This window comes from Paraburkholderia caffeinilytica (genome assembly GCF_003368325.1).
Lineage (GTDB): Bacteria > Pseudomonadota > Gammaproteobacteria > Burkholderiales > Burkholderiaceae > Paraburkholderia > Paraburkholderia caffeinilytica.
This window is the reverse complement of record NZ_CP031466.1, coordinates 2,470,149-2,493,141: the sequence shown is the minus strand read 5'-3', so window position 1 is coordinate 2,493,141 and position 22,993 is coordinate 2,470,149. Positions and strand designations below refer to the sequence as shown.

19 protein-coding genes are annotated in these 22,993 nt (G+C 65.7%); 13 read left to right on the top strand and 6 right to left on the bottom strand.

What is annotated here, in order from left to right; genetic code table 11:
- Positions 1–26 precede the first annotated feature (26 nt).
- From sctR to sctU, 5 genes are read right to left on the bottom strand one after another with little or no spacing between them, the layout of a single operon-like run.
- A complete protein-coding gene (gene sctR / locus DSC91_RS11110; protein ID WP_115778170.1) occupies positions 27–677 on the bottom strand; it encodes a type III secretion system export apparatus subunit SctR in 651 nt (216 codons plus the stop codon).
- On the bottom strand, positions 661–2,271 hold the full coding sequence (gene sctQ / locus DSC91_RS11105) for a type III secretion system cytoplasmic ring protein SctQ (protein ID WP_229758183.1): 1,611 nt from the start codon (positions 2,269–2,271) through the stop codon (positions 661–663). Before sctQ ends, sctR begins: the two co-directional genes overlap by 17 nt.
- Entirely contained in the window at positions 2,268–3,002 is a 735-nt protein-coding gene (gene sctP, locus DSC91_RS11100; RefSeq protein WP_115778169.1) for a type III secretion system protein SctP, read from the bottom strand. The genes sctQ and sctP overlap by 4 nt, the downstream gene beginning before the upstream one ends.
- A gap of 11 nt (positions 3,003–3,013) precedes the next feature.
- On the bottom strand, positions 3,014–5,119 hold the full coding sequence (sctV, locus tag DSC91_RS11095; protein WP_115778168.1) for a type III secretion system export apparatus subunit SctV: 2,106 nt from the start codon (positions 5,117–5,119) through the stop codon (positions 3,014–3,016).
- An 11-nt stretch (positions 5,120–5,130) separates the two neighbouring features.
- Entirely contained in the window at positions 5,131–6,261 is a 1,131-nt protein-coding gene (gene sctU / locus DSC91_RS11090; RefSeq protein WP_115778167.1) for a type III secretion system export apparatus subunit SctU, read from the bottom strand.
- Positions 6,262–6,619: 358 nt separating this feature from the next.
- Here sctU and DSC91_RS11085 point away from each other — a divergent pair, with 358 nt between their 5' ends.
- The 10 genes from DSC91_RS11085 to sctC all read left to right on the top strand — a co-directional run bounded on the left by DSC91_RS11085 (position 6,620) and on the right by sctC (position 16,564).
- A complete protein-coding gene (locus DSC91_RS11085) occupies positions 6,620–7,234 on the top strand; it encodes an HrpB1 family type III secretion system apparatus protein (protein WP_115778166.1) in 615 nt (204 codons plus the stop codon).
- Between the two features lie 14 nt (positions 7,235–7,248).
- A complete protein-coding gene (locus DSC91_RS11080; protein WP_115778165.1) occupies positions 7,249–7,647 on the top strand; it encodes a type III secretion protein HrpB2 in 399 nt (132 codons plus the stop codon).
- Positions 7,648–7,724: 77 nt separating this feature from the next.
- Positions 7,725–8,549: a type III secretion system inner membrane ring lipoprotein SctJ gene (sctJ, locus tag DSC91_RS11075; RefSeq protein WP_115778164.1), complete on the top strand. Its 825-nt coding sequence runs from the start codon at positions 7,725–7,727 to the stop codon at positions 8,547–8,549.
- An 18-nt stretch (positions 8,550–8,567) separates the two neighbouring features.
- Positions 8,568–9,362, top strand: a complete 795-nt coding sequence (locus DSC91_RS11070) for a type III secretion protein HrpB4 (protein WP_115778163.1) — start codon at positions 8,568–8,570, stop codon at positions 9,360–9,362.
- Positions 9,347–10,204 (top strand): type III secretion system stator protein SctL, encoded by an 858-nt coding sequence (gene sctL, locus DSC91_RS11065; protein ID WP_115778162.1) that lies wholly within the window; start codon positions 9,347–9,349, stop codon positions 10,202–10,204. Before DSC91_RS11070 ends, sctL begins: the two co-directional genes overlap by 16 nt.
- Positions 10,201–11,550 carry a type III secretion system ATPase SctN gene (sctN, locus tag DSC91_RS11060; RefSeq protein WP_115778161.1) on the top strand — a complete coding sequence of 450 codons (1,350 nt, stop codon included), beginning with the start codon at positions 10,201–10,203 and terminating at the stop codon, positions 11,548–11,550. Before sctL ends, sctN begins: the two co-directional genes overlap by 4 nt.
- A gap of 20 nt (positions 11,551–11,570) precedes the next feature.
- Complete coding sequence (locus DSC91_RS11055; protein WP_162831368.1) at positions 11,571–12,077, top strand: type III secretion protein; 507 nt, start codon at positions 11,571–11,573, stop codon at positions 12,075–12,077.
- Positions 12,074–12,991 carry a type III secretion system export apparatus subunit SctT gene (gene sctT / locus DSC91_RS11050; protein WP_115778159.1) on the top strand — a complete coding sequence of 306 codons (918 nt, stop codon included), beginning with the start codon at positions 12,074–12,076 and terminating at the stop codon, positions 12,989–12,991. Before DSC91_RS11055 ends, sctT begins: the two co-directional genes overlap by 4 nt.
- A gap of 188 nt (positions 12,992–13,179) precedes the next feature.
- On the top strand, positions 13,180–14,655 hold the full coding sequence (locus DSC91_RS11045; protein WP_115778158.1) for a helix-turn-helix transcriptional regulator: 1,476 nt from the start codon (positions 13,180–13,182) through the stop codon (positions 14,653–14,655).
- Positions 14,656–14,779: 124 nt separating this feature from the next.
- The gene (gene sctC / locus DSC91_RS11040) at positions 14,780–16,564 is read left to right on the top strand and encodes a type III secretion system outer membrane ring subunit SctC (RefSeq protein ID WP_115778157.1); all 1,785 of its coding nucleotides are present in this window, start codon (positions 14,780–14,782) and stop codon (positions 16,562–16,564) included.
- A gap of 128 nt (positions 16,565–16,692) precedes the next feature.
- Here sctC and DSC91_RS11035 read toward each other — a convergent pair whose 3' ends face one another.
- Positions 16,693–17,751: a response regulator transcription factor gene (locus DSC91_RS11035; RefSeq protein WP_229758182.1), complete on the bottom strand. Its 1,059-nt coding sequence runs from the start codon at positions 17,749–17,751 to the stop codon at positions 16,693–16,695.
- A gap of 495 nt (positions 17,752–18,246) precedes the next feature.
- On the opposite strand from DSC91_RS11035, the gene DSC91_RS11030 reads away from it, so the two are divergent.
- The 3 genes from DSC91_RS11030 to DSC91_RS11020 are packed head-to-tail and all read left to right on the top strand — an operon-like array spanning position 18,247 to position 22,987.
- The gene (locus DSC91_RS11030; RefSeq protein WP_115779792.1) at positions 18,247–19,353 is read left to right on the top strand and encodes an aromatic ring-hydroxylating dioxygenase subunit alpha; all 1,107 of its coding nucleotides are present in this window, start codon (positions 18,247–18,249) and stop codon (positions 19,351–19,353) included.
- The gene (locus DSC91_RS11025) at positions 19,353–21,506 is read left to right on the top strand and encodes a thiamine pyrophosphate-binding protein (RefSeq protein WP_115778156.1); all 2,154 of its coding nucleotides are present in this window, start codon (positions 19,353–19,355) and stop codon (positions 21,504–21,506) included. Before DSC91_RS11030 ends, DSC91_RS11025 begins: the two co-directional genes overlap by 1 nt.
- Positions 21,503–22,987: a polysaccharide pyruvyl transferase family protein gene (locus tag DSC91_RS11020; RefSeq protein WP_115778155.1), complete on the top strand. Its 1,485-nt coding sequence runs from the start codon at positions 21,503–21,505 to the stop codon at positions 22,985–22,987. The genes DSC91_RS11025 and DSC91_RS11020 overlap by 4 nt, the downstream gene beginning before the upstream one ends.
- The last annotated feature ends 6 nt before the right edge of the window (positions 22,988–22,993 follow it).

Below are 22,993 nucleotides of genomic sequence, written 5' to 3'. Positions count from 1 at the left end.
ACTGACGCATTCTCGTGAACAAGGCGCTATTTGTAGGACATCACGAGACCGTGGATCAGCGTCGACCAGCCGTCCATCACGACGAACAGCAGCAGCTTGAACGGAATCGCGACGTTGGTCGGCGTGACCTGGTTCAGGCCCATGGCAAGCAGCACATTCGCGATGATCAGATCGATCACGATGAACGCGATGTACAGCAGAAAGCCGATCTTGAACGCGTCGGTCATTTCCGTCAGGGTGAAGGCGGGCGCCAGCACGATCAGATCGTCTTCCTTGATCTGGGCGGCTTCTTCCTTCGGCCACACCACGGAAGCCGAGCGCAGGAAGAAGCGTTTTTCGCGCTCGTTGGTGTGCTTGACGAGAAACGCGCGGAACGGCTCGCGCGCTGCGCCGAACGCCTGGATCAGCGCCTGCGAGGGCTGCGACGCGAGCTGCTGGCCTTCGAGCGATTTCGCGGCGAGCATGCCGATCGGCGCCATCACGTAGATGGACACCAGGATCGCGATGCCGTTGAGCACCATGTTCGGCGGCACCTGCTGCACACCGAGCGCATTGCGCAGGAGGCCCAGCACCACGACGACTTTCGCGTAAGACGTCACGACCATGGCAACGAAGGGCAGCAGGCTGATCGCGACGACGACCAGCAGCAGCCCGGTGATATCACTGAATTGGACCATGCCTGTGCGCCATGCGAATGATGCGGATGCCAAGATGCTCGCCGACCGTCACCAGCTCGCCATAGCCGATGGTCTGTCCGTGCGCGACGAGCCGCAATTGCGCGTCCGCCACGGGGACGGGCAGCTCGAGCACGTAACCGGGGCCGAGCGCCGACAATTGGGCAAGCGGTAGTGCCACCGTGTCGATCTCGAACTGCACCGGCAGCTCGAGTTCGCCGATCCGGATCGGATCGGCGGGGTCGTCGATGGCGAGCCCGGCGTCGGTGCTCGCCGGGTCCAGCTCTTCTGACATGTTCGGCTCCTTGACGATGACGAGCGACTGCCCGTCGATTTCCACAGCGGCGCACACACGGGTGAGCCCGGGGGTTCCCCACGCGGCGACGGCACGAGGCCGCGCGTGGGGCGAAGAGGGGGCGCTCGAGGCGTCGAGCAGCGTTGCGTCGAACGAAGGAAAGGCGGCGCGCAGCAGTACATCGCCGGGTTCCAGCGCGTGCAGCGTGTCGACGGGTAGGCGTTTGACGCCAAGGATCAGGCTGCCCGGGACGGTGAGGCCGGCGGCGGTGTCCAGTGCGTGATCGAAGCAAGCGGATGAAGCGGATGAAGCGGCGGTTGCGGTTGATCGAACCGAAGCAGGCGTGGCTTCGGCATGCAACAGCCGGTCGAGCAGGTCGTAGCACGCCGGCTCGGCGCTGAGCGCGGCCTCATAGCGGCGTTCACCGAGCTGGAACGAGAGTGCGACGACAGGCATGTCGGCGCTGGCCTCGCCCATCGGTTTCCGCGCTGTCGCAACCTCGCTCAGACGCCCGCGCCGGACCGCGGCGACACGTGGGCCTTTGAAACCCGCGCGAATCAATCGCTCGAACAGCGGTTCCAGCACGACGCCCGCGACGGCCTGACGTAACGCGACGTCGGCGGGCGGCTTGGCTGTGAGCGCGTCGCGGTCCGGCCACGCGGCGATCGAGAGCGGCGGATAGGCATGCAGATCGAGGGCAACGCGCACGGCGACAGTCGACACGTCATCAGCCGAAGCGAGTGTCAGCTCGATGACGCCGGGGTCCACGCAAGCCGCATCGAAGTCATGCGCGTCGATCAATGCCGCGTGCCATTCGGTGACGCCGAGCGTCGCATGCAGATGACCGGCGACGCGCGCATCGCAGACCGTACGCGTTACGCGAGCGGCGGCGCGAGTGACAGCCTGCAGACGCAGTGGCGCGATCGGCGCGATTGAAGCGATTGAAGCGACTGAAGCGACTGAAGCGATTGAAGCGATTGAAGCGACTGAAGCACCGGTAACTGCCGCGCCGAGTCCCTTTGTCATTGCCGCTGACGTTTCAGCGCTAGCGTTCAGTGACCGTGAGTGACCACGCTCGGCGTCTCCCGGCATGCTCGTCAGTTTCTTTGCCGCCGCATGCTCCGTTGCGGTATCTCCCGACGTGCCCGACGGTTCACTAGCAGCCGCGCGCTCACGCACACTCTCGCTGGACATGCGCCCCACGCCCGAGCTCCGCTCGCGCGCGGCGTGCGGATCGGTCGCGGCTTCGTCCTCGGTTGTCGGCTCGTCGAGCGGATAGATCATGCGCAGGGAATCTGTCACCAGACAGTGAGTTCGATTTCGCGGGCTTCACCCCACGCGCGCAGCAAGCTATCGAGTTCTCGCTCGAGCAGTGCGCTGTGTTCCAAGAGTAGTTGCCTCGTCGCCGTATCCGGCGTGTCGAACCGAAGCTGCAGACTGAAACGCGAAAGCGTCAGATACAGCGTGGTCTGCGGCAGCAGTGTCTGGTCGAGCGGCAACTGCACTTCCCAATTGCCCGCTTCGGCAATCGAAGGATCGCCGCAGAACGCGCCGATCTCCCGCGCGAGCGAGCCAAGCAGTTGCACGAAACGTTGCTGCTGCCGGTAGACGGCCGTCACGACCGGCGCCGCGGCATCGGCCACGCGCGCGCCAATCGCAAGACGTTCGGCCGAGGGCGTGCTATCCGCGCCGGCCGAAGGATTCGCGTCGGCGTCAAATGCGGCGTTCGCGGACGCGTCCTCGCCCGCGTCGCCGCCGCTGCGCGCGAACGGGCGCGGCGCGGACGGAGTAGGCGCATCCGCGGCGTCTTCGGTGGCATCCGCGTCGCTGCCGCCTTGCGAACCTGCATGCGTATCGGTATTCGCATTGCTGTTGAGCCGATGCAGCGCGCGGCGTCGCCCGAGCAGCGACGCGTAGTCGAAGCCGCGCCCGCCTGATTCCCGCGAGCCTGTGCGTGCGTCGATTTCATCGGACGTCTCGCTGTCCGCCTCGCCGGGAATGACGCGCACGTGGCGCGAAACGATATGCGTCATTGCCGGCGGCCTCAGATCGACACGCGGCCGAGCGGCCGCAATTCGACGTGCTCGCCGAGTTCCTGATACGAATACACCGCGAGCCAGCCGAGCCGCGCCTCGATCATGCGCCGCACGTAGCGGCGAATATCCATCGACGTCACCAGCGCCACCCCTTCGCGCGGCGCGGCGCCGACGAAGGACTGGATCTTGTCGATCAGCAACGTGGCCTCATCGGGCGGCAAGGCGAGGAAGTTGCCGGTCGGCGTCTGCTTGATCGACTGACGGATATGCTGCTCGACCGGCATGTCGAACAGCACCGCCGACAAGGTCCGCTCGCCGCTCGCGGCCCGATGCGCAAGAAAGCGCGAGAGGTCGCCGCGCACGTACTCGGTGAGCATCAGCATGTCTTTTTCTTTCGGCCCCCACGTGATCAGACTTTCCATGATCGTGCGGACATTGCGGATCGAAATCTGCTCTTCGAGCAGGCGGCGCAGCACGTCGGCGATCCGCTGCGGCGGCAGCACCTTCTGCACTTCCGCCACGAGGCCGGGATAGTCGCTCGCCAGTTGATCGAGAATCCACTGCACTTCCTGTATGCCGAGAAAGAGCGGTGCGTGCCGCCGCATCAGCGCCACCGATGCATGCGCGATGGCCTGTTCCGCACGCCATACCGATGTTTTCGGCGGCACCGCACGCTCTTCGAGCCAGCGCGTCGGCGTGCCGCTCGTGTCGATTGGCGGTCCCGGTTCGCTTTGCGCGATGAGCGCGTCCAGTGCCTGGCTTTCCTCGCTCGTCAGCGTGACAGGGGCGGCCGAATGCGCGAGACGGCTGGCTTCGGGCAACATCACCTTGCCGACCGGGAGTTCGAGCGTCAGTTGCGGTACGTCGTGCACGAGGATCTGGCAGGTGAATGAAGGCAGCGCGGCATAGGTCCACATGGTGATGCCCGGAAACGGCAAGCCCAGTTCTTCCTGCAGGCGCGCGCGCTCGGATTCGAACGACTTGTCGAGCGCGGGCATGGTCAGTCGAGCGACGAGGTCCGGTGCGATGCGAACGCCCAGCGGGCAGGTGAATTGCGGTGCGCGCGCCAGAATCGCGGGCACGTCGATCTTCGAGCCCGAGCGTTGCATGGCGTGCAGCGATTCGCGCTCGTGGTTTTGCTGCTGCGGTTTTTTGGCGTTCAGCCGCCATGCGGTGAACGCAAGCGTGCCGGCGAGCAGCAGGAAGAGCGCAGCCGGAAAGCCTGGCACGGCGGCAAAGCCAAGCAGCAACACGGCCGCGAAATACAGCGCGCGCGAACTGGAACCGAGCTGGCGGCCGATCTCGTCGCCGAGCGAGCCGGGCTTGGCTTGCCGTTCATCCGCCACGCGCGTGATCATCACGCCGGCCGCCACCGACAACAACAGCGACGGAATCTGCGACACCATCGCATCGCCGACCGACAGGATCGAAAAGCGGTTCGCCGCTTCGCCCGCGCTCATGTTGTGATACGCAACGCCCACCGCGATACCCGCGACGATATTGATCATCGTGATGATCAAGCCCGCAATCGCATCGCCCTTGACGAACTTCATCGCACCGTCCATGCCGCCGTGCAACTGGCTTTCGACCGCGAGCGTCGCGCGTTTGCGGCGCGCCTCCTCGGCGCTCAGCAGATTGGCGCGCAGGTCGGCGTCGATACTCATCTGCTTGCCCGGCAGCGCGTCGAGCGTGAAGCGCGCGCCGACTTCGGCGACCCGTTCCGAGCCTTTCGCGATCACGATGAACTGCACGGTGGTGATGATGACGAACACCACCAGCCCGACCACCAGATTGCCGCCCACCACCAGTTCGCCGAAGCTCTCGATGATATGGCCGGCCTCCGCATGCAACAGAATCGACTTGGTCGAGGCGATGTTCAGCGACAACCGGTAAAGCGTGGTGAACAGCAGCAGCGACGGAAACGCCGAGAGCGACACCACGTCGGGCACGTACATGGTCACCATCAGCAGGGTCACGCTGATCGTGATGTTCACGCCGAGCAGGATGTCGATCAGCGTCGGCGGCAACGGCAGGATCATCAGCGAAATGATCGCGACGATCAGCGCGACGATGCCGATTTCACCGCCGGCAGGAAGTTTCAGCGTCTTCAGCATGGTGGGTCTCGTCAGTGGAGGGCGGGTGGCGGATTGGGGAGATGCGGGGTGGCGCCATCGGCATGCGCGTCGGCGCCGGCCGATGGCTCGCCCTGCACGCGCCGCGCGCCGATGGCGTCGACCCAGCGCAGAATCGCCGCGACCGTCTCGAACAACTCTTCGGGAATCGGCTGATCGACACCGACCTTGTACAGCGCACGCGCAACCGGCGGATTGCCGATGATCGGCACGCCCGCGTCGCGGGCCGCGCGCCGCAGTTCGGCCGCGCTCTCGTCCATGCCTTTGGCGATCACGCGCGGCAGCGGATGTTCGTCCGGCACGTAGCGCACGGCGACCGAATAGTGGGTGGGATTGACGACCATCATGTTGGCCATGCCGACTTTCGATTGCGGCGGAGCGTTCAGCATTTCGCGCGCGAGGCGCCGCCGCTCGCCCTTGATGCGCGGATCGCCTTCCTGATTCTTGTGCTCGCGTTTGACCTCGTCCTTCGACATCTTCATCTTCTTGAGGAACATGAAGCTTTGCAGCTTGACGTCCGCCGCGCCGACCAGCACGAACACCGCCGCGGCCACCATGAAGAGCTTCAGCAGCAGGTCCCAGAACATGCGCGCGAGTTCCGGCAGCGGTTGATACAGCGAGCCGACAATCAGCGGAAACAGCCACTTGATGGTCTGCCACATCACGCAGAACACGATCGCCGCCTTCACGATCATCTTCGCGCACTCGATCAGCGTGCGAACCGAGAAAATGCGCTTGAGGCCCGCCATCGGGCTGACGGCCTTCGGATCGGGCGTGATCGGCTTGGTGGCGATCTGCATGCCGACCTGGCCGATCGAAGCGGCGATCGCGGCGAGCGCCGCGATGCATACGCACGGCACGATCGCCGACAGCGCAAGGCCGCCGATCTTGTAGAACTGCGTCTGCAGATTGGTCAGCGAATGGTCGCCGTCGACGAAACCTGTGGCGATCAGCACCGCTTCGCGCATCGCATCGCTGAAGTGGCTCGCGCCGGCCATCAGCAACAACACGACCGCCGACATCGAGATCGAATCGGTCAAGTCGCTGCTGCGGGACACCTGGCCTTCCTTGCGCGCGTCCCGCAGCTTTTTCTGAGTGGGCTCTTCGGTTTTTTCGTCGCTCATGTCGGCTCGGTCGCGATGGGAGGAGGGGCGTGGGCGGGAAGCGCGTTCACGAAGCGGGCGGCGCGTTCACGAGGCGGAACAATCGGGCCAATCGCACGTTTTGCAGGCACCTTATGCAGGCACGTCATGCAGGCGCCGCAGATCCCGCCTGACAATAGCGCTCGCGCCAGCCCCGCGCGCCGGGCGAGGCGAAGCGGTTGCGCGCATTGCGAAGCGGGAGGCCGGCTTCGCATCCCATGCGCTCACTTCGCGTCCAACGGTTTGTTGCCGCGCGCCGGTTGCTATGTTTGCGTCATCCTTCCCGACCGGCTGCGAGCGGCCCGGTCGACCTCAACGCTTCTGTCAGGAGCCCATCGCCATGACCGTCAGCACGCCGGAATACATGAATTGCAGCCCCGATGTCGTCGGCGGCCTGATCGAAACCGTTTCGACCGCTTTGCTCAGCAACTTTCCGAAGGTGTCGGCCGATCCGTACGACATCGAGCTGGTGCTCGATGCGCTGCGCGTGCTGCGTCCGCGCGTCGCCGAAATCGATACGCTCGACGGCATCCTGCACATGGTGCGCGGCCACTGGGACGACGCCATCCACGTGCTGCGCCAGGTCGGCGAGAACGCGCCGCGCTTCGGTTATGCCAAGGCGCTGCTCGCTTTCTGCCTGTCCGCGAAGGGCGACCCGGACTGGAAACAATGCGCGAGCGAAGCCATGGAAAACAACCCGACGCGCGACACGCAATCGCTGGTGCGCGCGCTCGAAGCCCGCGAGGACCTGTTGAACGCGATGAAGGTCAAGCGCGCCGGCGGTCAGTTCGTCACGCCGAAATCGTTGGAGGCGCTGGCGGAGTTCGATGCGGAAACCGCTGAGGGCGCCGAACCCGAGGGCCAGCCGGCTGTTCAACCCGCGGCTGCGCCCGCGTCGGCTGCAGCCGCGCCGGTTACGACCGACTACGCGCACCAGTCGTTCCTGCGCGCCTGAGTCCGGAGCCGCACATGACCGTCAATGCCACCACGACCGCCTTGCAGGCCTCGCTCGAGCAGATGTCGCAAGGCGCGGGCGCCGCACCGGCCGCGCAAACCACGCCTGAACTGGCCGACAAGTTCCAGTCGCTGATGCAGAAGGCGCCGATGAGCGCGCCCGCCACGCCGCAGCAGGACGGCACGGCGGTTGCCTCGAAGCTGGTCGCCTCGCAGGACGCCGAGTTGCAGCACACCGTCAACGACGCGCTGCAGCTCGCCCAGCAGGCGCCCACCATGACGATGAACGAAATGAGCGCGGGCACGATTCGCATGACGCTCGAACTCGCCAGCACCCAGCTCGATCTTGAAGCGAAGATGGGCGTGGTGGATTCGTCGAAGTCGGCGATCGAAACGCTGATGAAGAACCAGTAACGCGCTTGCGCACGCCACCCTGAAGGTGGCGCCGCGCCTGCGCGAACCTTGTGCACACGATGCGAGACGCCGCCACCATGTTCGACCGACTGCCGACCCGCCGCCGCGCCGCCTCGTTGCTGTGCGTGCTTGCGTTATGCGCGACGCTAAGCGGCTGCAAGAAAGAGCTGTACGGCAACCTGTCCGAGCAGGACGTCAACGAGATGGTGGTCGCGCTATTGGAGCGCGGCGTGGATGCCTCGAAAGATACGTCGGACGCCGGCAAGACCTGGTCGCTCGACGTCGACGACGCCCAGATGGTGCGCGCCATGGAAGTGCTGCGCGCGCGCGGTTTGCCGCACAACAAGTTCGACGACCTCGGCGCCCTGTTCAAGAAGGACGGACTGGTTTCCACACCGACCGAGGAGCGTGTGCGTTTCATCTACGGCACCTCGCAGGAATTGTCGTCGACCTTGTCGAAGATCGACGGCGTGCTGGTCGCGCGCGTGCAGATCGTGCTGCCGAACAACGACCCGCTGGCGCAGACCATCAAGCCGTCGTCGGCGGCGGTGTTCATCAAATACCGGCGCGACTCGGATATCGGCGCGCTGGTGCCGCAGATCAAGACACTCGTCATGCATAGCGTGGAAGGGCTCACCTACGATCAGGTCAGCGTGACCGCCGTCGCGGCGGACCCGGTCGAATACTCGCAGTTGCCGCAGAGCAATGGCCTGCCGGTGTGGCTGATCGGCGCGCTGGCCGGCGTGGCCGTGCTGGCCGCGACGGCGCTGCTGGTGCTGGCGCGCCGTGGCGTACTGACGGGACGGCCTGCCGGCGAAGCGGCAGGCGCAACCGGTGCGCCCGCCGGCGGCCGCTTTGCTGGATTGCTGGCGCGTTTGCGCCGTCTGCGCCCCGCGAACTGATCCGGCGACGCGGCTACGATGAACGCGCCGACCGATTTGCCTTTCATGCGGGTGGCCGCGGCGCTCGATTCGTATCGCCGCAACCTCGCGAGCGCGGCGCATTGGGCCGATCCGTCGTGGAGCGCCGTGCTGCTTGGCGCGAACGCGGCGCAACTGGAACATTGGCGAGGTGCGCTCGAGCGCGCCGGCGCCGCGGCAGTCGAAGCCTGTTCCCAGGCCCTTGCCGATGCTGCCGGCGTCAAGCCGCCTTCGTTCGCCTCGCTCACTCAAGCCGCGCTGAAATCGACGCCTGCGGGCGCCGCACAGCCGAATGCCGTGCTGCTCGACGTGCTGCCGGTCCGTCATGCATTGCAGGTTCTGCGCATGCGCGCACTGTCGTTCCGGCGCGCCGAGGTGCGTCGCCTGATCGACAAACGCACGCGTTCGCAACTGTCGGCGTGGACGGGCGTGGGCATCGACCGTCTCACTCAGGACGCCCATCTTGCCGATGCGCCCGATATCGCGCGTCTGGCTGCACGCGCCGCGATGCCACCCTTGACGGCGCTGGATGCCGGCACGCTGGCGGTAGAAGGTTGCGCGCTCCTGTTGCGCGATCTGGGCGGGGCGAACGCGCCAAACGTAGCGAGCGGCGCGAGCTTCGCGAACGAAAGCACGCGTGTGCCGTTTCCGCTGCTGCGGCTCGCGCTGCCGCGTGCGCTGCCCACTCCGGCATGGCTGACTTCCTTGCCGGAAGGGCTCGATACGCCCGGCTCCGCCCGGCTCTTCGCGCGTCTATCCGATCTGCTACCGGAGTTTGCATGGCTATTTGGTTGAAGCACGCGCGCTCCGCCTTTGGCGAAATCGATGCATACGGGGCGTCGGCCCGAGTCGGCGCGGCCGCGGATGTGATTCCGCGCGCGACCTTCGGCGAGCTGGTCTCGATCGACGCCGCCTATGCCGCGCTCGCCGCCGAACGCGAGGCGCTGCTCGCTCATGCGCGCGACGAGGCGGCGCGCATTGTCGACGCCGGCCACGCGCAGGCCGCCGAGATCGCGGCGCAGGCGCAGCGCGACTACGACACCGCCAGCGAGCAGGGCTACCGCGACGGCTGCGATCGCGCGCTCGCCGACTGGATGCAGCGTCTCGCCGACGTTGCCGATGCGCAGAGCCAGTTGCAGATCCGCATGCGCGAGCGGCTGGCGCAGATCGTCGCGTCGGCGGTCGAGCAGATCGTGCGCGTGGAGCGGCACGAAGCGCTGTTCGAACGGGCGCTCGCAACCGTCGATCGCATCGTGGAGGGCGCGACCTATCTGCGTGTCGCCGTTCATCCCGACGACTACGCCGAGGCCAAAGCCACCTTCGACCGGCTCGCCTCGCGCTGGCGCGATCTCGGCCAGCCGATCCCGCTCTCGGTGATCGCGGACAAACGGCTCGATCCCGGCAGTTGCGTGTGCGAGTCCGACTTCGGCACCGTCGACGCGAGCCTCGACACGCAATTGCGCGCCATGCGCAGCGCCGTGTCGCGTGCGCTGAAACGCTCGGTCGAAGAGGCCGATGCGCACGATGAAACGCCGGCATCAAACGATGCGGATAACAGCGCGGATAGCAGCGTGAATAACGACGCGGACAACGACACCGGCGGCTACGACCTGCGCAATGACGAGGAAGCCGCATGAGCACGCCATGGCTCTCCCGCACGATCGATTTCGACCGCCTGACCGACGAGATCGAACGCGAGATTCTGTCCGTGCCGGGCGTGACGCGCACCGGCAAGGTACTCGAAGTGATCGGCACGCTGATCAAGGTGGCCGGTCTCGATCTGTCGCTCGGTGAGCTGTGCGAGTTGCGCGCGCCGAACGGCACCTTGCTTCAGCATGCCGAGGTGATCGGCTTCACGCGCGACGTTGCGCTGCTGTCGCCGTTCTCGCGCCTCGAGCACATTTCGCGTTCCACGCAGGTGATCGGCCTTGGCCGCTCGCTCGCCGTGAAAGTCGGCGACATGCTGCTCGGCCGTGTGATCGACAGCCTCGGCGAACCCGTGGACGGCGGTCCGCCGATTCATTCCGACACGCTGCGGCCGATCTTTGCCGCGCCGCCCGATCCGATGAGCCGCCGGATGATCGAGGCGCCGCTGCCGACCGGCGTGCGCGCGGTCGACGCGATGATGACGCTCGCCGAGGGCCAGCGCATGGGCATCTTCGCGCCCGCCGGGGTCGGTAAAAGCACCTTGCTCGGCATGTTCGCGCGCGGCGCTGCGTGCGACGTCAACGTGATCGCGTTGATCGGCGAGCGCGGCCGCGAAGTGCGCGAGTTCGTCGAACTGATCCTCGGACCGGAGGGCATGGCGCGCTCGGTCGTGGTGTGCGCGACGTCGGACCGTTCGTCGATGGAGCGCGCGAAAGCGGCTTACGTTGCGACCGCGATTGCCGAATATTTTCGTGACCGCGGGCAGCGCGTGCTGCTGATGATGGACTCGCTGACGCGCTTTGCGCGCGCCGGCCGCGAGATCGGTCTGGCGGCCGGCGAGCCGCCCGCGAGACGCGGCTTCCCGCCGTCGATCTTCGCCGAACTGCCGCGCTTGCTGGAACGCGCGGGCATGGGCGAGACCGGCTCGATCACCGCGCTCTACACCGTGCTCGCCGAGGACGACAGCGGCAGCGATCCGATCGCGGAAGAAGTGCGGGGGATTCTCGACGGCCACATGATCCTGTCGCGCGAAATCGCGGCGAAGAACCAGTATCCCGCGATCGACGTGCTCGGCAGTTTGTCGCGCGTGATGCCGCAGGTCGTGCCGGACGCATACGTGCAGGCGGCGGCGCGGATTCGCGAATTGATGGCGAAGCATCGCGAGGTGGAGATGCTGTTGCAGATCGGCGAATATCAGCCCGGCAACAATCCGCTTGCCGACGAAGCCATCGCCAAGGCCGACGCGATCAAGGCGTTCCTGTCGCAACGCACTGGCGACTACGCCGCGCCGAACGACACGGAAGCGCTGCTGTACGACCTGAGCGGGCTCGGCTGATGGCGGCAGGATCGATGGGTATGCAACAAAGGCGCATCGTGGCGCTGGAGAGATCGTGCACGCGACGGCGGCGTCTCGACGAGACCTTGCGCGCGACGCTGACGGCGCAGCGCAACACACAACTGCAACTCGACGCCGCGCGTGACGCAAAGGCGGACGAGGTCGGGCACGAGGCCAGCGTGCTGCAGTTCTACCAGCATCGCATCGACGGCATGATGACGGGCACCGAGCCGTTCTCGCTCGACGATCTGAACAACTGCCGTTTGTATATCGGCGTGGTGAACGACCGGCTGCGCGTGCTCGAAGCGGAACTCGCGCAAGCCGAAGCCGCCGTGCAGGAAAATGCCGCCGCGATTGCACAGACGCAACGCGACATCGGCCTGAATCAAGGCCGCATCGATCTGTGCGGCGAGCGGATTCGCGATATCCGTCGCGTTCAGGAAAACGCCGCCAGCGACGCGAGCGACGAAGAGGCCGAGGAAACCGCGCTCGCGCGACGTTTTCAGGCGCGTGGTGCGCCCGCATGAACGACATCTTTTCCGCGCTGCCGCAACTCGGCACGCTGCTGGTCGGCTACATCACGTTGATCGGCGTGTGCTCGCTGCGCCTCTTCATCGTGATGTTCATTTTTCCGCCGACCGCCGACGGTTTGCTGCAAGGCGTGGTGCGCAATGCCATCGTGCTGCTGTTCAGCTCTTACGTGGCGTACGGTCAGCCGGTCGTTTTCATGCAGTCGCTGCACGGCGTCATGCTGCTGGAAGTCGGCTTGCGCGAGGCGCTGATTGGACTCGTGATCGGTTTCGCGGCCTCGATCGTGTTCTGGGTCGCCGAGGGTGCGGGCACCTATATCGACGATCTGACCGGCTACAACAACGTGCAGATCACCAATCCCACCCGCCAGGAGCAATCGACGCCGACCGCCACGCTGCTCGGGCAGATCGCCTCCGTCGCGTTCTGGGCGCTCGGCGGCATGACCTTCCTGCTCGGCACGCTATACGAGTCGTATCACTGGTGGCCGATCGTGTCGGCGGGGCCGAACGTGTCGAACATACTCGAATCGTTCGTGCTCAGCCAGACCGACACGCTGATGCAAACCATCGCCAAGCTCGCGGCACCGATGATGTTCATTTTGCTGCTGGTCGACTTCGCTTTTGGCTTTGCGGCGAAGTCCGCGTCGAAGCTCGATCTGATGACGCTGAGTCAGCCGGTCAAGGGCGCGGTGACCGTGTTGATGCTGGCGTTGTTCGTCGGCATCTTCGTCGACCAGGTCCGCGATCAGGTGACCTTGCGTGGTCTTGAGGCGCAGTTTCGCGTGCTCAGCGAAACGACGAAGGCGCCGAATGGATCGAACGCTTCAGTGCCTTCGAACAGGCCGAACGCTTTGAGCACACCGGGTGCATCGAGTCCGCCGAACCTGGCGGCTCCGTCGGGTAAGCCTTGAGTTTATGTTGAGAATGTCCGGCAAAACGCCGCTGCGCGGGCGCGCCGATGCAAATCTCAAACCTTCTCAAATGGGCCGCAAATATCAGATTAATTGAAACTTCGTTTCATGCGCCTCGTTACATTGACTCCACTCGACGCATCGCGCTTGCCGCTTGCGACGCGTTCCCGCACTCAGAGGAGTCGTCCATGTTCTCGATGCTTTACTTCCCCGTGGTATCCGCGCTCGCGACACCCGCACCGTGTGCCCACACCGCACTGTCCAGCCGCTTTCTCGATACGTTGCTCGACGGCAAGCTGAACGCCGCGAGCCAGCTTGCAAGCCGCTGGGCCGACGAGGCCGGCAACGCCGAATTCGCGCCGCATGCGTTGCAACTGCACGCCGATCTGCAACTGATGCTCGGTATCGAAGTCGAGGCCGAGGAGAACTACCGTCGTTCGCAAAAACTGATTCGTTCGTCGAAGCACGCGATCCGTACCGCGTCGTGCCGCAACGCCGCATGGCAGGCGTTGTTCCGGCATCGCCTCGGCACCGCGCTCGCGTGCTTCTCACGGGTTGCCGACGAGCCCGACATCGAGCCGGCGCGCGCCGTGGAAGCGCACTTCGGCATTGTCTGCGTACTCTACGAACTGGGCCGCACCAGCGAAGCCGCCGACGCGCTCGACGATCTGTTCGAACGGGTGGAGCGCGATCTCGACGATGCGGCGGGCCATTGGCACGCGCTGCTCGCGACGCTGCGCTTCGACCTCGCCGTGCAAATGGAAGTGCGTAATGCGACGGCGCTGCGCGATCACGTCTACTGGCAATCGGGTTTGTCGAGCGAACGCGTACCGCGGCCGGGCCAGGGCGCCGATGCGAGCGTCGACGGCCTCGCGCGCGCGGTGTTCGGCGTGCGCTCGCCGTTGCTGCGCGCGCGCATCGACTATCTGCAGCAATTGCGTCTGGCCGCCTGCGCGGATCGCGACGCGATCGGCGAATTGCAGCGTCATTTGCACTGGTCGCGCGAGCAGGGAATCGGCGACTATCAGCGCACGCTGCGCCTCGAAATCGCGCTGGCGACGCTGGCCGGCGCGGCGCCGCATCTGGCCTGCTCCATTCTGGAGCCGCTGCATCAGATTGGCCGCAACGGCACCACCGGCCACCGTCAGCTCGAATATCTCTACTGCAGCGCCAAAACGCGTCAGGCCGAGGGGCGCGCGCAGGAGTCGCTGCAACTCTATAGCCGCTACGCGCTCGTGGCCATGCAATGCCTGCGCGAAGACTCGCAGGTGCGTGCGCCGTTCCTGCAGCGCAGCGCGAAAACCTCGCCGCAACTCGACGACGTCGGCGCACGCCTGCCGGCCAAGTACCGCCGCGCTTACAGCTACGTGCTCGACAACCTGGAGCGGCGCGATCTGTCGGTACGCGAGGTGGCCGCCGAGATCGGCGTGACCGAACGGGCGTTGCAGAGCGCCTTCAAGAATTTCCTCGGCCTGTCGCCGACCGAACTGATCCGCCGTCAACGCATGGAGCGGATTCGCGCGGAACTCACCGACCGGTCGTATTCGAGCGATCGCGGCGTGCTGGGCGCGGCGAGCAAATGGGGCGTGCAGAACCGCTCGACACTCGTGAACGGCTATCGCAAACAGTTTCACGAGGCGCCGTCCGAGACGCTCGAACGATAGCGCCGCCGCCGAGGTTGCTGCGCTTGTTGCTGCGCTTGTTGCTGCGGTCGCCGCTACGGTTGTTGCTGTGGTTGCGCGTTACCTTATTCGCGGTTTTTTCCATCACCCTCACACAGTCGACTCCATGAAATCGAAGACGCTGTTCTGCGCCGCGTGGCTCGCGGCGTCCCTGACGTTGAGCGCGCTGCAACCTGCCGGCGCGGCTCCCGTGCGATGGCGCGGCACCACGGTGCACATCGCCGTGGAAGGCAAGGATCTGAAAGACGTGCTGCGCGATTTCACCGCGAGCCAGGGCGTGGCCACGTCGATTGCGGGCAATGTTCAGGGCGCGGTGACGGGCCGCTTCGACATGTCGCCGCAGCGCTTTCTCGACACGCTCGCGTCGACCTTCGGCTTTGTCTGGTTCTACGACGGCAGCGTGCTGTCGATCAGCAGCGCCAACGACGTCACGCATCAGGTGATCAAGCTCGATCACGCATCCGCCGCCGATCTGCGCGCGGCCCTGCATACGATGAGTGTCGACGACGCGCGCTTCCCGGTCGTATACGACGAAAGCGCGGGCACGGCGATCGTCAACGGTCCGCCGCAATATGTCCAGATGGTGAGCGAGATCGCCAGACGCCTCGACGAGAACGCGAGCCGCCGCAGCGGCTCGGTGATTCGCGTGTTCAAGCTGAAGCACGCATGGGCCGCGGACCACAAGGTGCAGATCGACGGCAACACGATCACGGTGCCGGGTGTGGCCACCGTGCTGTCGAACATGTATCACGCGAAGCAGGAGAAGGGCGGCGGACAGTCGCAGACCTCGGTGTCGCCGAACATGCAGCGCGTGCCGCCGATGACCGACGTGAGCGGCGGCAACAACGGCGGCGCGCCGGTCCTGAACCCGCCGTTGCCGCCCAATATGGCCGATGGGCAAGGCTCGGCGCTCGGCGGCCTGGTCGGCAACGCGCAGCCGTCGAATTACGGCAGCACGGGCAATGTCGGCTACGGCAACGCGCCAGGCGCCTCGCAGGCGAGCCAGCCGAGCGGTGGCGATCTGACCTTGCCGATCATGCAGCCCGATCCGACCACCAACTCGGTGCTGATCCGCGATACGCCGCAGCGCATCGACCAGTACGCGTCGCTGATCGATCAGCTCGACACGCGGCCCAAGCTGATCGAAATCGAAGCGCACATCATCGAAATCGACGACGACGTGCTCGCGCAGATCGGCGTGGACTGGCGCGCGCACAACAGTCATCTCGACTTCCAGACCGGCACCGGAACGTATCAGCAGAACAGCTACGCGAACGGCCAGATCAACCCGAACTTCGGCACCACGACGCTTGCCGACGGCACCACGGTGGTCTCCGCCACGCCGGTGGGTGCCTCGATCACCGCCGTGCTCGGCGACGCGGGCCGCTATCTGATGGCGCGCGTCAATGCGATGCAGTCCACCTCGAAGGCGAAGATCGACGCGTCGCCAAAGGTCGCGACGCTCGACAACGTCGAGGCCGTGATGGACAACAAGACCAAGTTCTTCGTGCGCGTGTCCGGTTATACGTCGGCGGATCTGTACAGCGTGTCGACCGGCGTCTCGCTGCGCGTGCTGCCGATGGTCGTGCAGGAAGACGGGCAGATGCGCATCAAGCTCGAAGTGCACATCGAAGACGGCCAGCTCACCGGGCAGCAGGTCGACAACATTCCGGTGATCACCAGCAGCGAGATCAATACGCAGGCCTTTGTCGGCCAGGGCGAGAGCCTGTTGATCGCGGGCTATAGCGTGGATAACAACTCGAACGGCGTGACCGGCGTGCCGGGTTTGTCGAAGATTCCACTGATTGGCGCGCTGTTCCGCAATAACAACGACTCCCGCTCGCATATGGAACGCGTCTTCCTGTTGTCGCCGCGCGTGCTGGATCTGTAATCGGGGGACTGTTGCGAAACGCGGGGCAGGCGTGGCGCGTCAAACGCGCGCCGTGCTTGCCCCTGCGTGCGGTTGAGGCACCGCTTCAGCAGGGGGCTGCCAGTGTCGTGCGTTCCTTTGGCCGCGGCTTAGCGGCGCCGTGCGTTGCTCCCCAGCAGCGCCGCGGGAATCGAGAACGACGTCAATGCTGTCGAAGAACCGCTGCCCGGCGATTCAGCGCCGCGCACGGTGAAGTCCGCTACCGGGTGCACGATGTGCGCGGCGCCGCCGTGCCACATGGCTGCATACTGCCCCCACGGTTGCGCGCTGCGAGCGGCTTCACTGTCTTTTACGTGGACGTCGAGCGCCCGGGAAGGGCGCGCGGTTTTCCCGATGCGCTCTCTGTTTGCTTCGTGGCGCGCGATATCGACCACTTCAGTGATCGCCGCGATCGCATCGGCGGCCTGCCCGACCTGGGCGATCCCCGGCATGATCGCGTCGGCATCCGCCTTGCCGTCGCACAACTCGACGCGATATCCATGCGCATACATCGTGCGTAGCTGGACGCCCGACGCACCGCTCAGTCCCAGCTTCTTGCGCAGTTTGTAGATGTGCTGTTCGAGCGTGCGTCCCACGATATCTTCCGTGCTGCTCCAGATCGCACCGGCAATCTGCCGGCGGCTCACATACTCGCCGGCGCGTGAGAACAGCAGCCACGCAATCGCGAATTCGCGCACCGTCAGGCGGATTTCGCGTTCGTCCACCAGTACCGTGCCGGTCCGCCGGTCCAGCCGATAAGGACCGAGTTCGGCACGATCCTCGGATTGCAACGGCGGCGGCGACTGGAAGCGGCGCAGCGCCTGGTAGGTGCGTACCTCGAGCTCGCCCTGATCGATGGGCGACAGCACCACGTCGTCGGCGCCGACCTCGAAGGCCCGCTCGATGCTGTCGCGATCGGCAAATGCGCCGACCACGATCAACGGTGCGCGGCGGTCGCCATAGCAGGCGCGGCGCGCGAACACCGCGCGCGTCGCATCGATTCCCGTTGCCGCGTCGACAAGGATGGCGTGATAGTCCTCCCGATAGATCGCCCGCGATAGCGCGACGTCATCGAGGAAGCGGCAGCATTCGATCGTCTCGTCGCGAAAGCATTGGCAAATCAGATTGAACAGACTGCTGCTGGTAGTCATCACGGCGAATTTCAACATGCCCTCCCGGGACTGAAGCCTAAGGTTGCTTCTCAAACCACATTGCACGTCCCGCAAATTACGGCCCTTAAAATATCAGGGCTGTAACGAATTGTTTCTTCGTGGGATGAATTGAAATTACATGAAAGATGATGAATTTGTTTCGCATCGTTTCGATCCGCTCAATAAGCAGACAGATCGCGGCTATTAGCCGGGAGATGCACTTCTAAACACGATTTCGGCATCAATTACCGTCGTCTGTGCCGCGACGGGTAAAAGAGACCCGCATCGCCGGGAATCGCACGCGAAGCAAGGTTCGCAATACCTTTCAGCGTTGCAAGCCATATTTATTTTTGTTGAGAATCTGGAATGCGCGTTTTAAGAAGTGCGGCTTCGCATTGCCATGAGCTTTGTTGAATCTGTGGAATGACCGGCTATTTACACTCGCATGAGGTGGCCGCCAATGCGGCGCCGCACCGTGTCTTTTTTCGTGCCGATTCCATTGCGAGTGCGCTCATGTCCTTTCTGTTAAACGCGTGGTATGTCGCCGCTTTCGCCCACGAGGTCCGCGCCGACGTGCCGTTTTCGCGCACGCTGCTTGGGCGGCCCGTGGTGCTGTATCGCGACGCGGAACAGCGTGCGATCGCGCTCGACGATCGCTGCGCGCATCGTTTCGCGCCGCTGTCGCAAGGCCGGATCGTCGACGGCGTGCTCGAATGTCCGTATCACGGTCTGCGTTTCAGCGCGAGCGGGCAGTGCGTGCACAATCCGCACGGCGACGGCAGGGTGCCTTCCGGTGCGAAGGTGCGTGCGTACCCTTCGCTCGAACGATATGGCGCTATCTGGTTCTGGCCGGGCGACCCGGCGCGCGCCGACGCGGCCTTGCTGCCGTCGTTTCCGTTCGTCGACCCCGCAGCCAACGTCACGCACGACGGGTACCTGCATACGCGCGCGCACTATCAGCTGAGCGCCGACAATCTGCTCGATCTGAGCCACTTCCAGTTTCTTCATCCCGATACGCTGGGCAGCGAGGCGATTGCGCGCGGCGACGTGCAGTCGGGCAGTCTCGGCGATATTGTCTGGGTTCGCCGCAGCGCTTACGACGAAGCGCTGCAGCCGTTCGTCGCGCAAGGCTTCGGGATTCCGCCCGGCACGCGGGTGGATCGCTGGATGGACGTGCGCTGGACGCCGCCTGGATTGCTTTCGATCGTGGTCGGCGTGACCGCGGCGGGCATGCCGCGCGAAGCGGGGCTGATCGCGCCTTCCGCGCATTGGCTGACGCCCGAGACCGAGCGCACGACGCATTACTTCTTCGCGTTCGGCTTGCCGAAGGAGATGGGTGACGCGGCGCGCGGGCTGGTGCGCTATGCCGTCGAAGGGTTGATGAAGCCGTTCGAGTGCGAGGATCTGCCGATGCTCGAAGCACAGCAGAAGAATCTCGGCGACAACGAATTCTGGGCGATGCAGCCCGCGCTGCTGCCGATCGATGCCGGCGCGATTCGCGCACGACGTGTCATGGAGCGGTTGATTGCGGCGGAGCAGGGGGCAGTGGGGGCAGTGCCGCCACAGGCGCGCACGATTGCGATTACGCCGGTGGCGGACACGTCGCAAGCGGTGGCTTGATGAGCGCCGTTCCTGATGTTCCCGCGACAAGCGGTGAATCGCTCAACGCGATATGGGTGGAATTCATCGTCGAGATGTTGAGTATGGCCGGCGTGCGTCATGCCGTGCTCTGTCCTGGCGGACGCGCGAGCGCCATGTGCCTCGCGTTCGACGCGCATCCGCGCATTACTGTCGAGATGGTCAGCACCGACGAGCGCAGCGGCGCATTCGTGGCGCTCGGGATCGCGAAAGCGAGCGGCGAACCGGTTGCGATCGTCACGACTTCCGGTTCGGCGGTGGCGAATGTCTTGCCGGCGCTGACCGAAGCGGACGCATCCGATGTGCCGCTCGTCGTGCTGACGTGCGACCGGCCGCGTGTGTTGCGCGGCACCGGTTTTGGACAGATGGCGGATCATCTCGGCGCGACCCGCGCGTTCGTGCGCGCGCAGGCGGACCTGGCCGATCCTGACGATTCCGTGCAGGCCCTGGAGCAGGTCCGCGACGAGCTCGCAGCAGCGCTTGCTGCGATGTTCGACGGCGTGCCCGATCTCGATGGCAGCTTGTCGCGCGCCGATGCGCATCCATCGTCAAAGCGGCCGACGCGCGGTCCGGTGCACCTGAACGTCCCGCTGGCGGGTGTCTACGATGCGGTCGAGACGCAGCCGGTTTCGTTCGAGACGGTCCGCGCGGCACGAGCGGCGACGGCTTCGCATGATGCCGCTGGCGCGGCGCGAGCAACGATGGCGCAAAGTGATGCTATCGGCGCTAGACGGGCAGCGACGGCGCCGCGCGATGCCATCCACACCGCACGGGCAACGCGGGCTTCGCACTTTCGCGCCGTGTCTCCACGCGCCGGGCTGCCCGCATTTGAAGCGTCTCCCGCGCATATCGTCGGACGCGTCATGGCGCGCGTGCTGGCGAAGCGCGGCAGCCGGCCGCTCAGTGGCGGCATCGACGGGTTGATCGTGGTCGGCCCCGAACCGGGCGTGTCATCCGAAGCGATCTTCGCGCTGGCCGCGGCGAGCGGCTTCCCGGTACTCGCCGATGCGGGCAGCGGACTGCGCTCGGGGCCGTCCGCGCTGGCGCCGCAAGCCGCCGCACGTGGCGCGGCGGGTGCATTGATCGTCAATGCATTCGACGTGCTCGGCGGCGCGGCGCGGATGGCGGCGGCGCGCTCGGAACTGATCGTGCGCTTCGGCCTGGCACCGGTCATGCCCGTGCTGCATGCCTACCTCGAAACGCATGCCGACGTGCCCACGATCAAGATCGCGCCGTGCCGCGTGGCGCATGACTATCTGCACCCGGCGCTGGATCCGCGCGACGTGCTGGTTGCGCCTTCCGCCGATACGTTGAGCGAACTGGCTGAGGCGCTGTGCGGAATGGTGGATGGCGAGGCGCCCGCAAAAACGCTCGCCGCAGCCGGCAGCGAAGCAAATTCCACCGCTCGCGGCGAAGCGCATCCGACTGCCGGCGATGAAGGACACACCAACGCGACCGCCAAAACACGTTCACCCGTCGCCTTTTCCTGGCGGGACCGCTGGGCAAGCGTCGCCGGCTACGGTGCACGCGAGCGGCGCGCGTGTGTCGCATCGCTCGCCTGGGGCGAAGTGTCGGCGGTTCATCGCGTGCTGGCGGCGCCCGGTTTCGCCTTCGTCCATCTCGGCAATTCCATGTCGATGCGTCACGCCGATATCGGCTACGACGTGCGCGCCGCGCGCCAGGACATCTACGTGAATCGCGGCGTGAGCGGCATCGACGGCACGATGGCGACGTTCATCGGCGAAGCGCTCGCGCGCCGCGATACGGGTCTGCTGCTGCTCGGCGATCAGGCGTTGATCCACGATCTGTCCTCGCTGGCGAGCGCGCAACGTGTGAGTACGCCGGCCTGCATCTGCGTGGTCGACAACGGCGGCGGTGCGATCTTCGACTTTTTGCCGATCGCGCATGCACCGGCCTATCGGCGCACGATCCGCAATCCCTGCAAGATGGAGTTCGGCGCACTGGCGCAGGCGTTCGGGCTCGCGCATCGGCGTGTCGAGGGGCGAGACGCACTGGACCAGGCGCTCGCCGAGGCGCGCGATCACGCCGGCGTGACGATCGTCGAGGTGGCGGTCGAGCCGTATTCCGGCGCGCTGCAAATGCAACACCTCGCGCAAGCTTTGGGAGCGGCATGATGGATTGGGACATTGTCGACAGCCCGTTGCAGCGTTCGCTTGCCGCGTTGAACCGCTATGCAGGCGCACCCGCGCCGGACGAGGTCTTTCTCGACGACATGCAGCAACGCATCGACGCGGCACGGCGTGTGGCCGGCCGCAGCGGTCCCGGCGCGCGAAGAGACGCGAATGGCGACTTGAATCTTGCCGCGAATGGTGACTTGAAACGTGACTCGAATCCCGGCGCTAATGGCGACCTGAAACGTGACTCGAATCGTGCCGCAAACCACGAAGCAGATCGCGCCGAGCCGCGCGTGCTGCTGCTCGGCTACAGCGGCGCCGGCAACACCGGCGCCGATTTGCGCACCATCGAAACGATCGCCCAGCTGCGCCGTCTGCTCGCACCGCGCGAGCCTCGCATCACGCTGTTTGCGCTCGGCGACTGCTTCGATCATCCGCTGCTTGCCGGCACGCCGCGGCTCACCCCCTCACTGCCTTATCTGCCCGATGCGCTCGACGCCGCCGTGCGCGATGCCGATCTCGTGCTGAACGTGGAAGGGTCGACCTACACGTCGAAGTTTTCCGATTCGTTGGCGGGCGTGCTGATCGGCGGGATTGCGCTCGCCCATGCGCACCGGCGGCCGGCGATGGCTTACGGTGTCGATAGCGGCACGATGAGCGCGGCGCTCACGCGCTTTGTCGAACGCAATGCGCAAGCCGGCGAAGTCATTTGCCGCAACGACGCGGCGCGTGCGCAGCTCGCTTCGCTCGGCGTGAGCGCGCAAACGGGCGCCGATACCGCGTGGACTTATCGGGCGCGCGCTGACTCGCACAACGCGGCGCCCGGCTCACGACGTGCCGCGCTCTGTCCGAACAATCCGTTCTGGTGGCCGGTGCGTGCCGACGCCGCGCGGGCGCGTGAACTCGATGCGCGCGGCGAGGCATCGCCGCTGCGCTATGGACCGTTGCATTTTCACAGTTGGGACGCGGCGCGCGCCGAGGCCTATCGCGCCTATCTGGATCGCTTCGCGCAGATCGCTGTCGGTTTGAGGGAGCAGGGTTACATGCCGGTGCTGGTGGGCATGGAGCAACTCGATCGCGGCGCGTGCGCCGATCTGGCGGCCCGTGTGCCATTCCCGATCGACATCGTCGCGCGCGGCCCGCATACGCTCGACGAAGTGGCCGCCACGGTCGCGCATGCGGCATGTGTGGTGACGACGCGTTATCACGCAGCCGTGCTCGCGATCTCGCATGGCGTGCCGGTGTTCGGGCTCTCGATGGACGCGCGCATCGAGCGTCTGTTGAGCGAGATGGGTTGCGGGCCATGGCGCGCCGCATGCGATGACGACGACGGCGCACAGGCCGCGCTCGCGGCCATCGCGTCGCTGCAGGACGGCGGCGTGCGCGGCGCGTTGATTGCCGCCTACGGCGATTACGCACGCATGCAGCGCGCCCGTTTCGACGCGATGGGCGAGCGGGTGCGCGCCGTGCTCGAAGGCTAGGCGCGC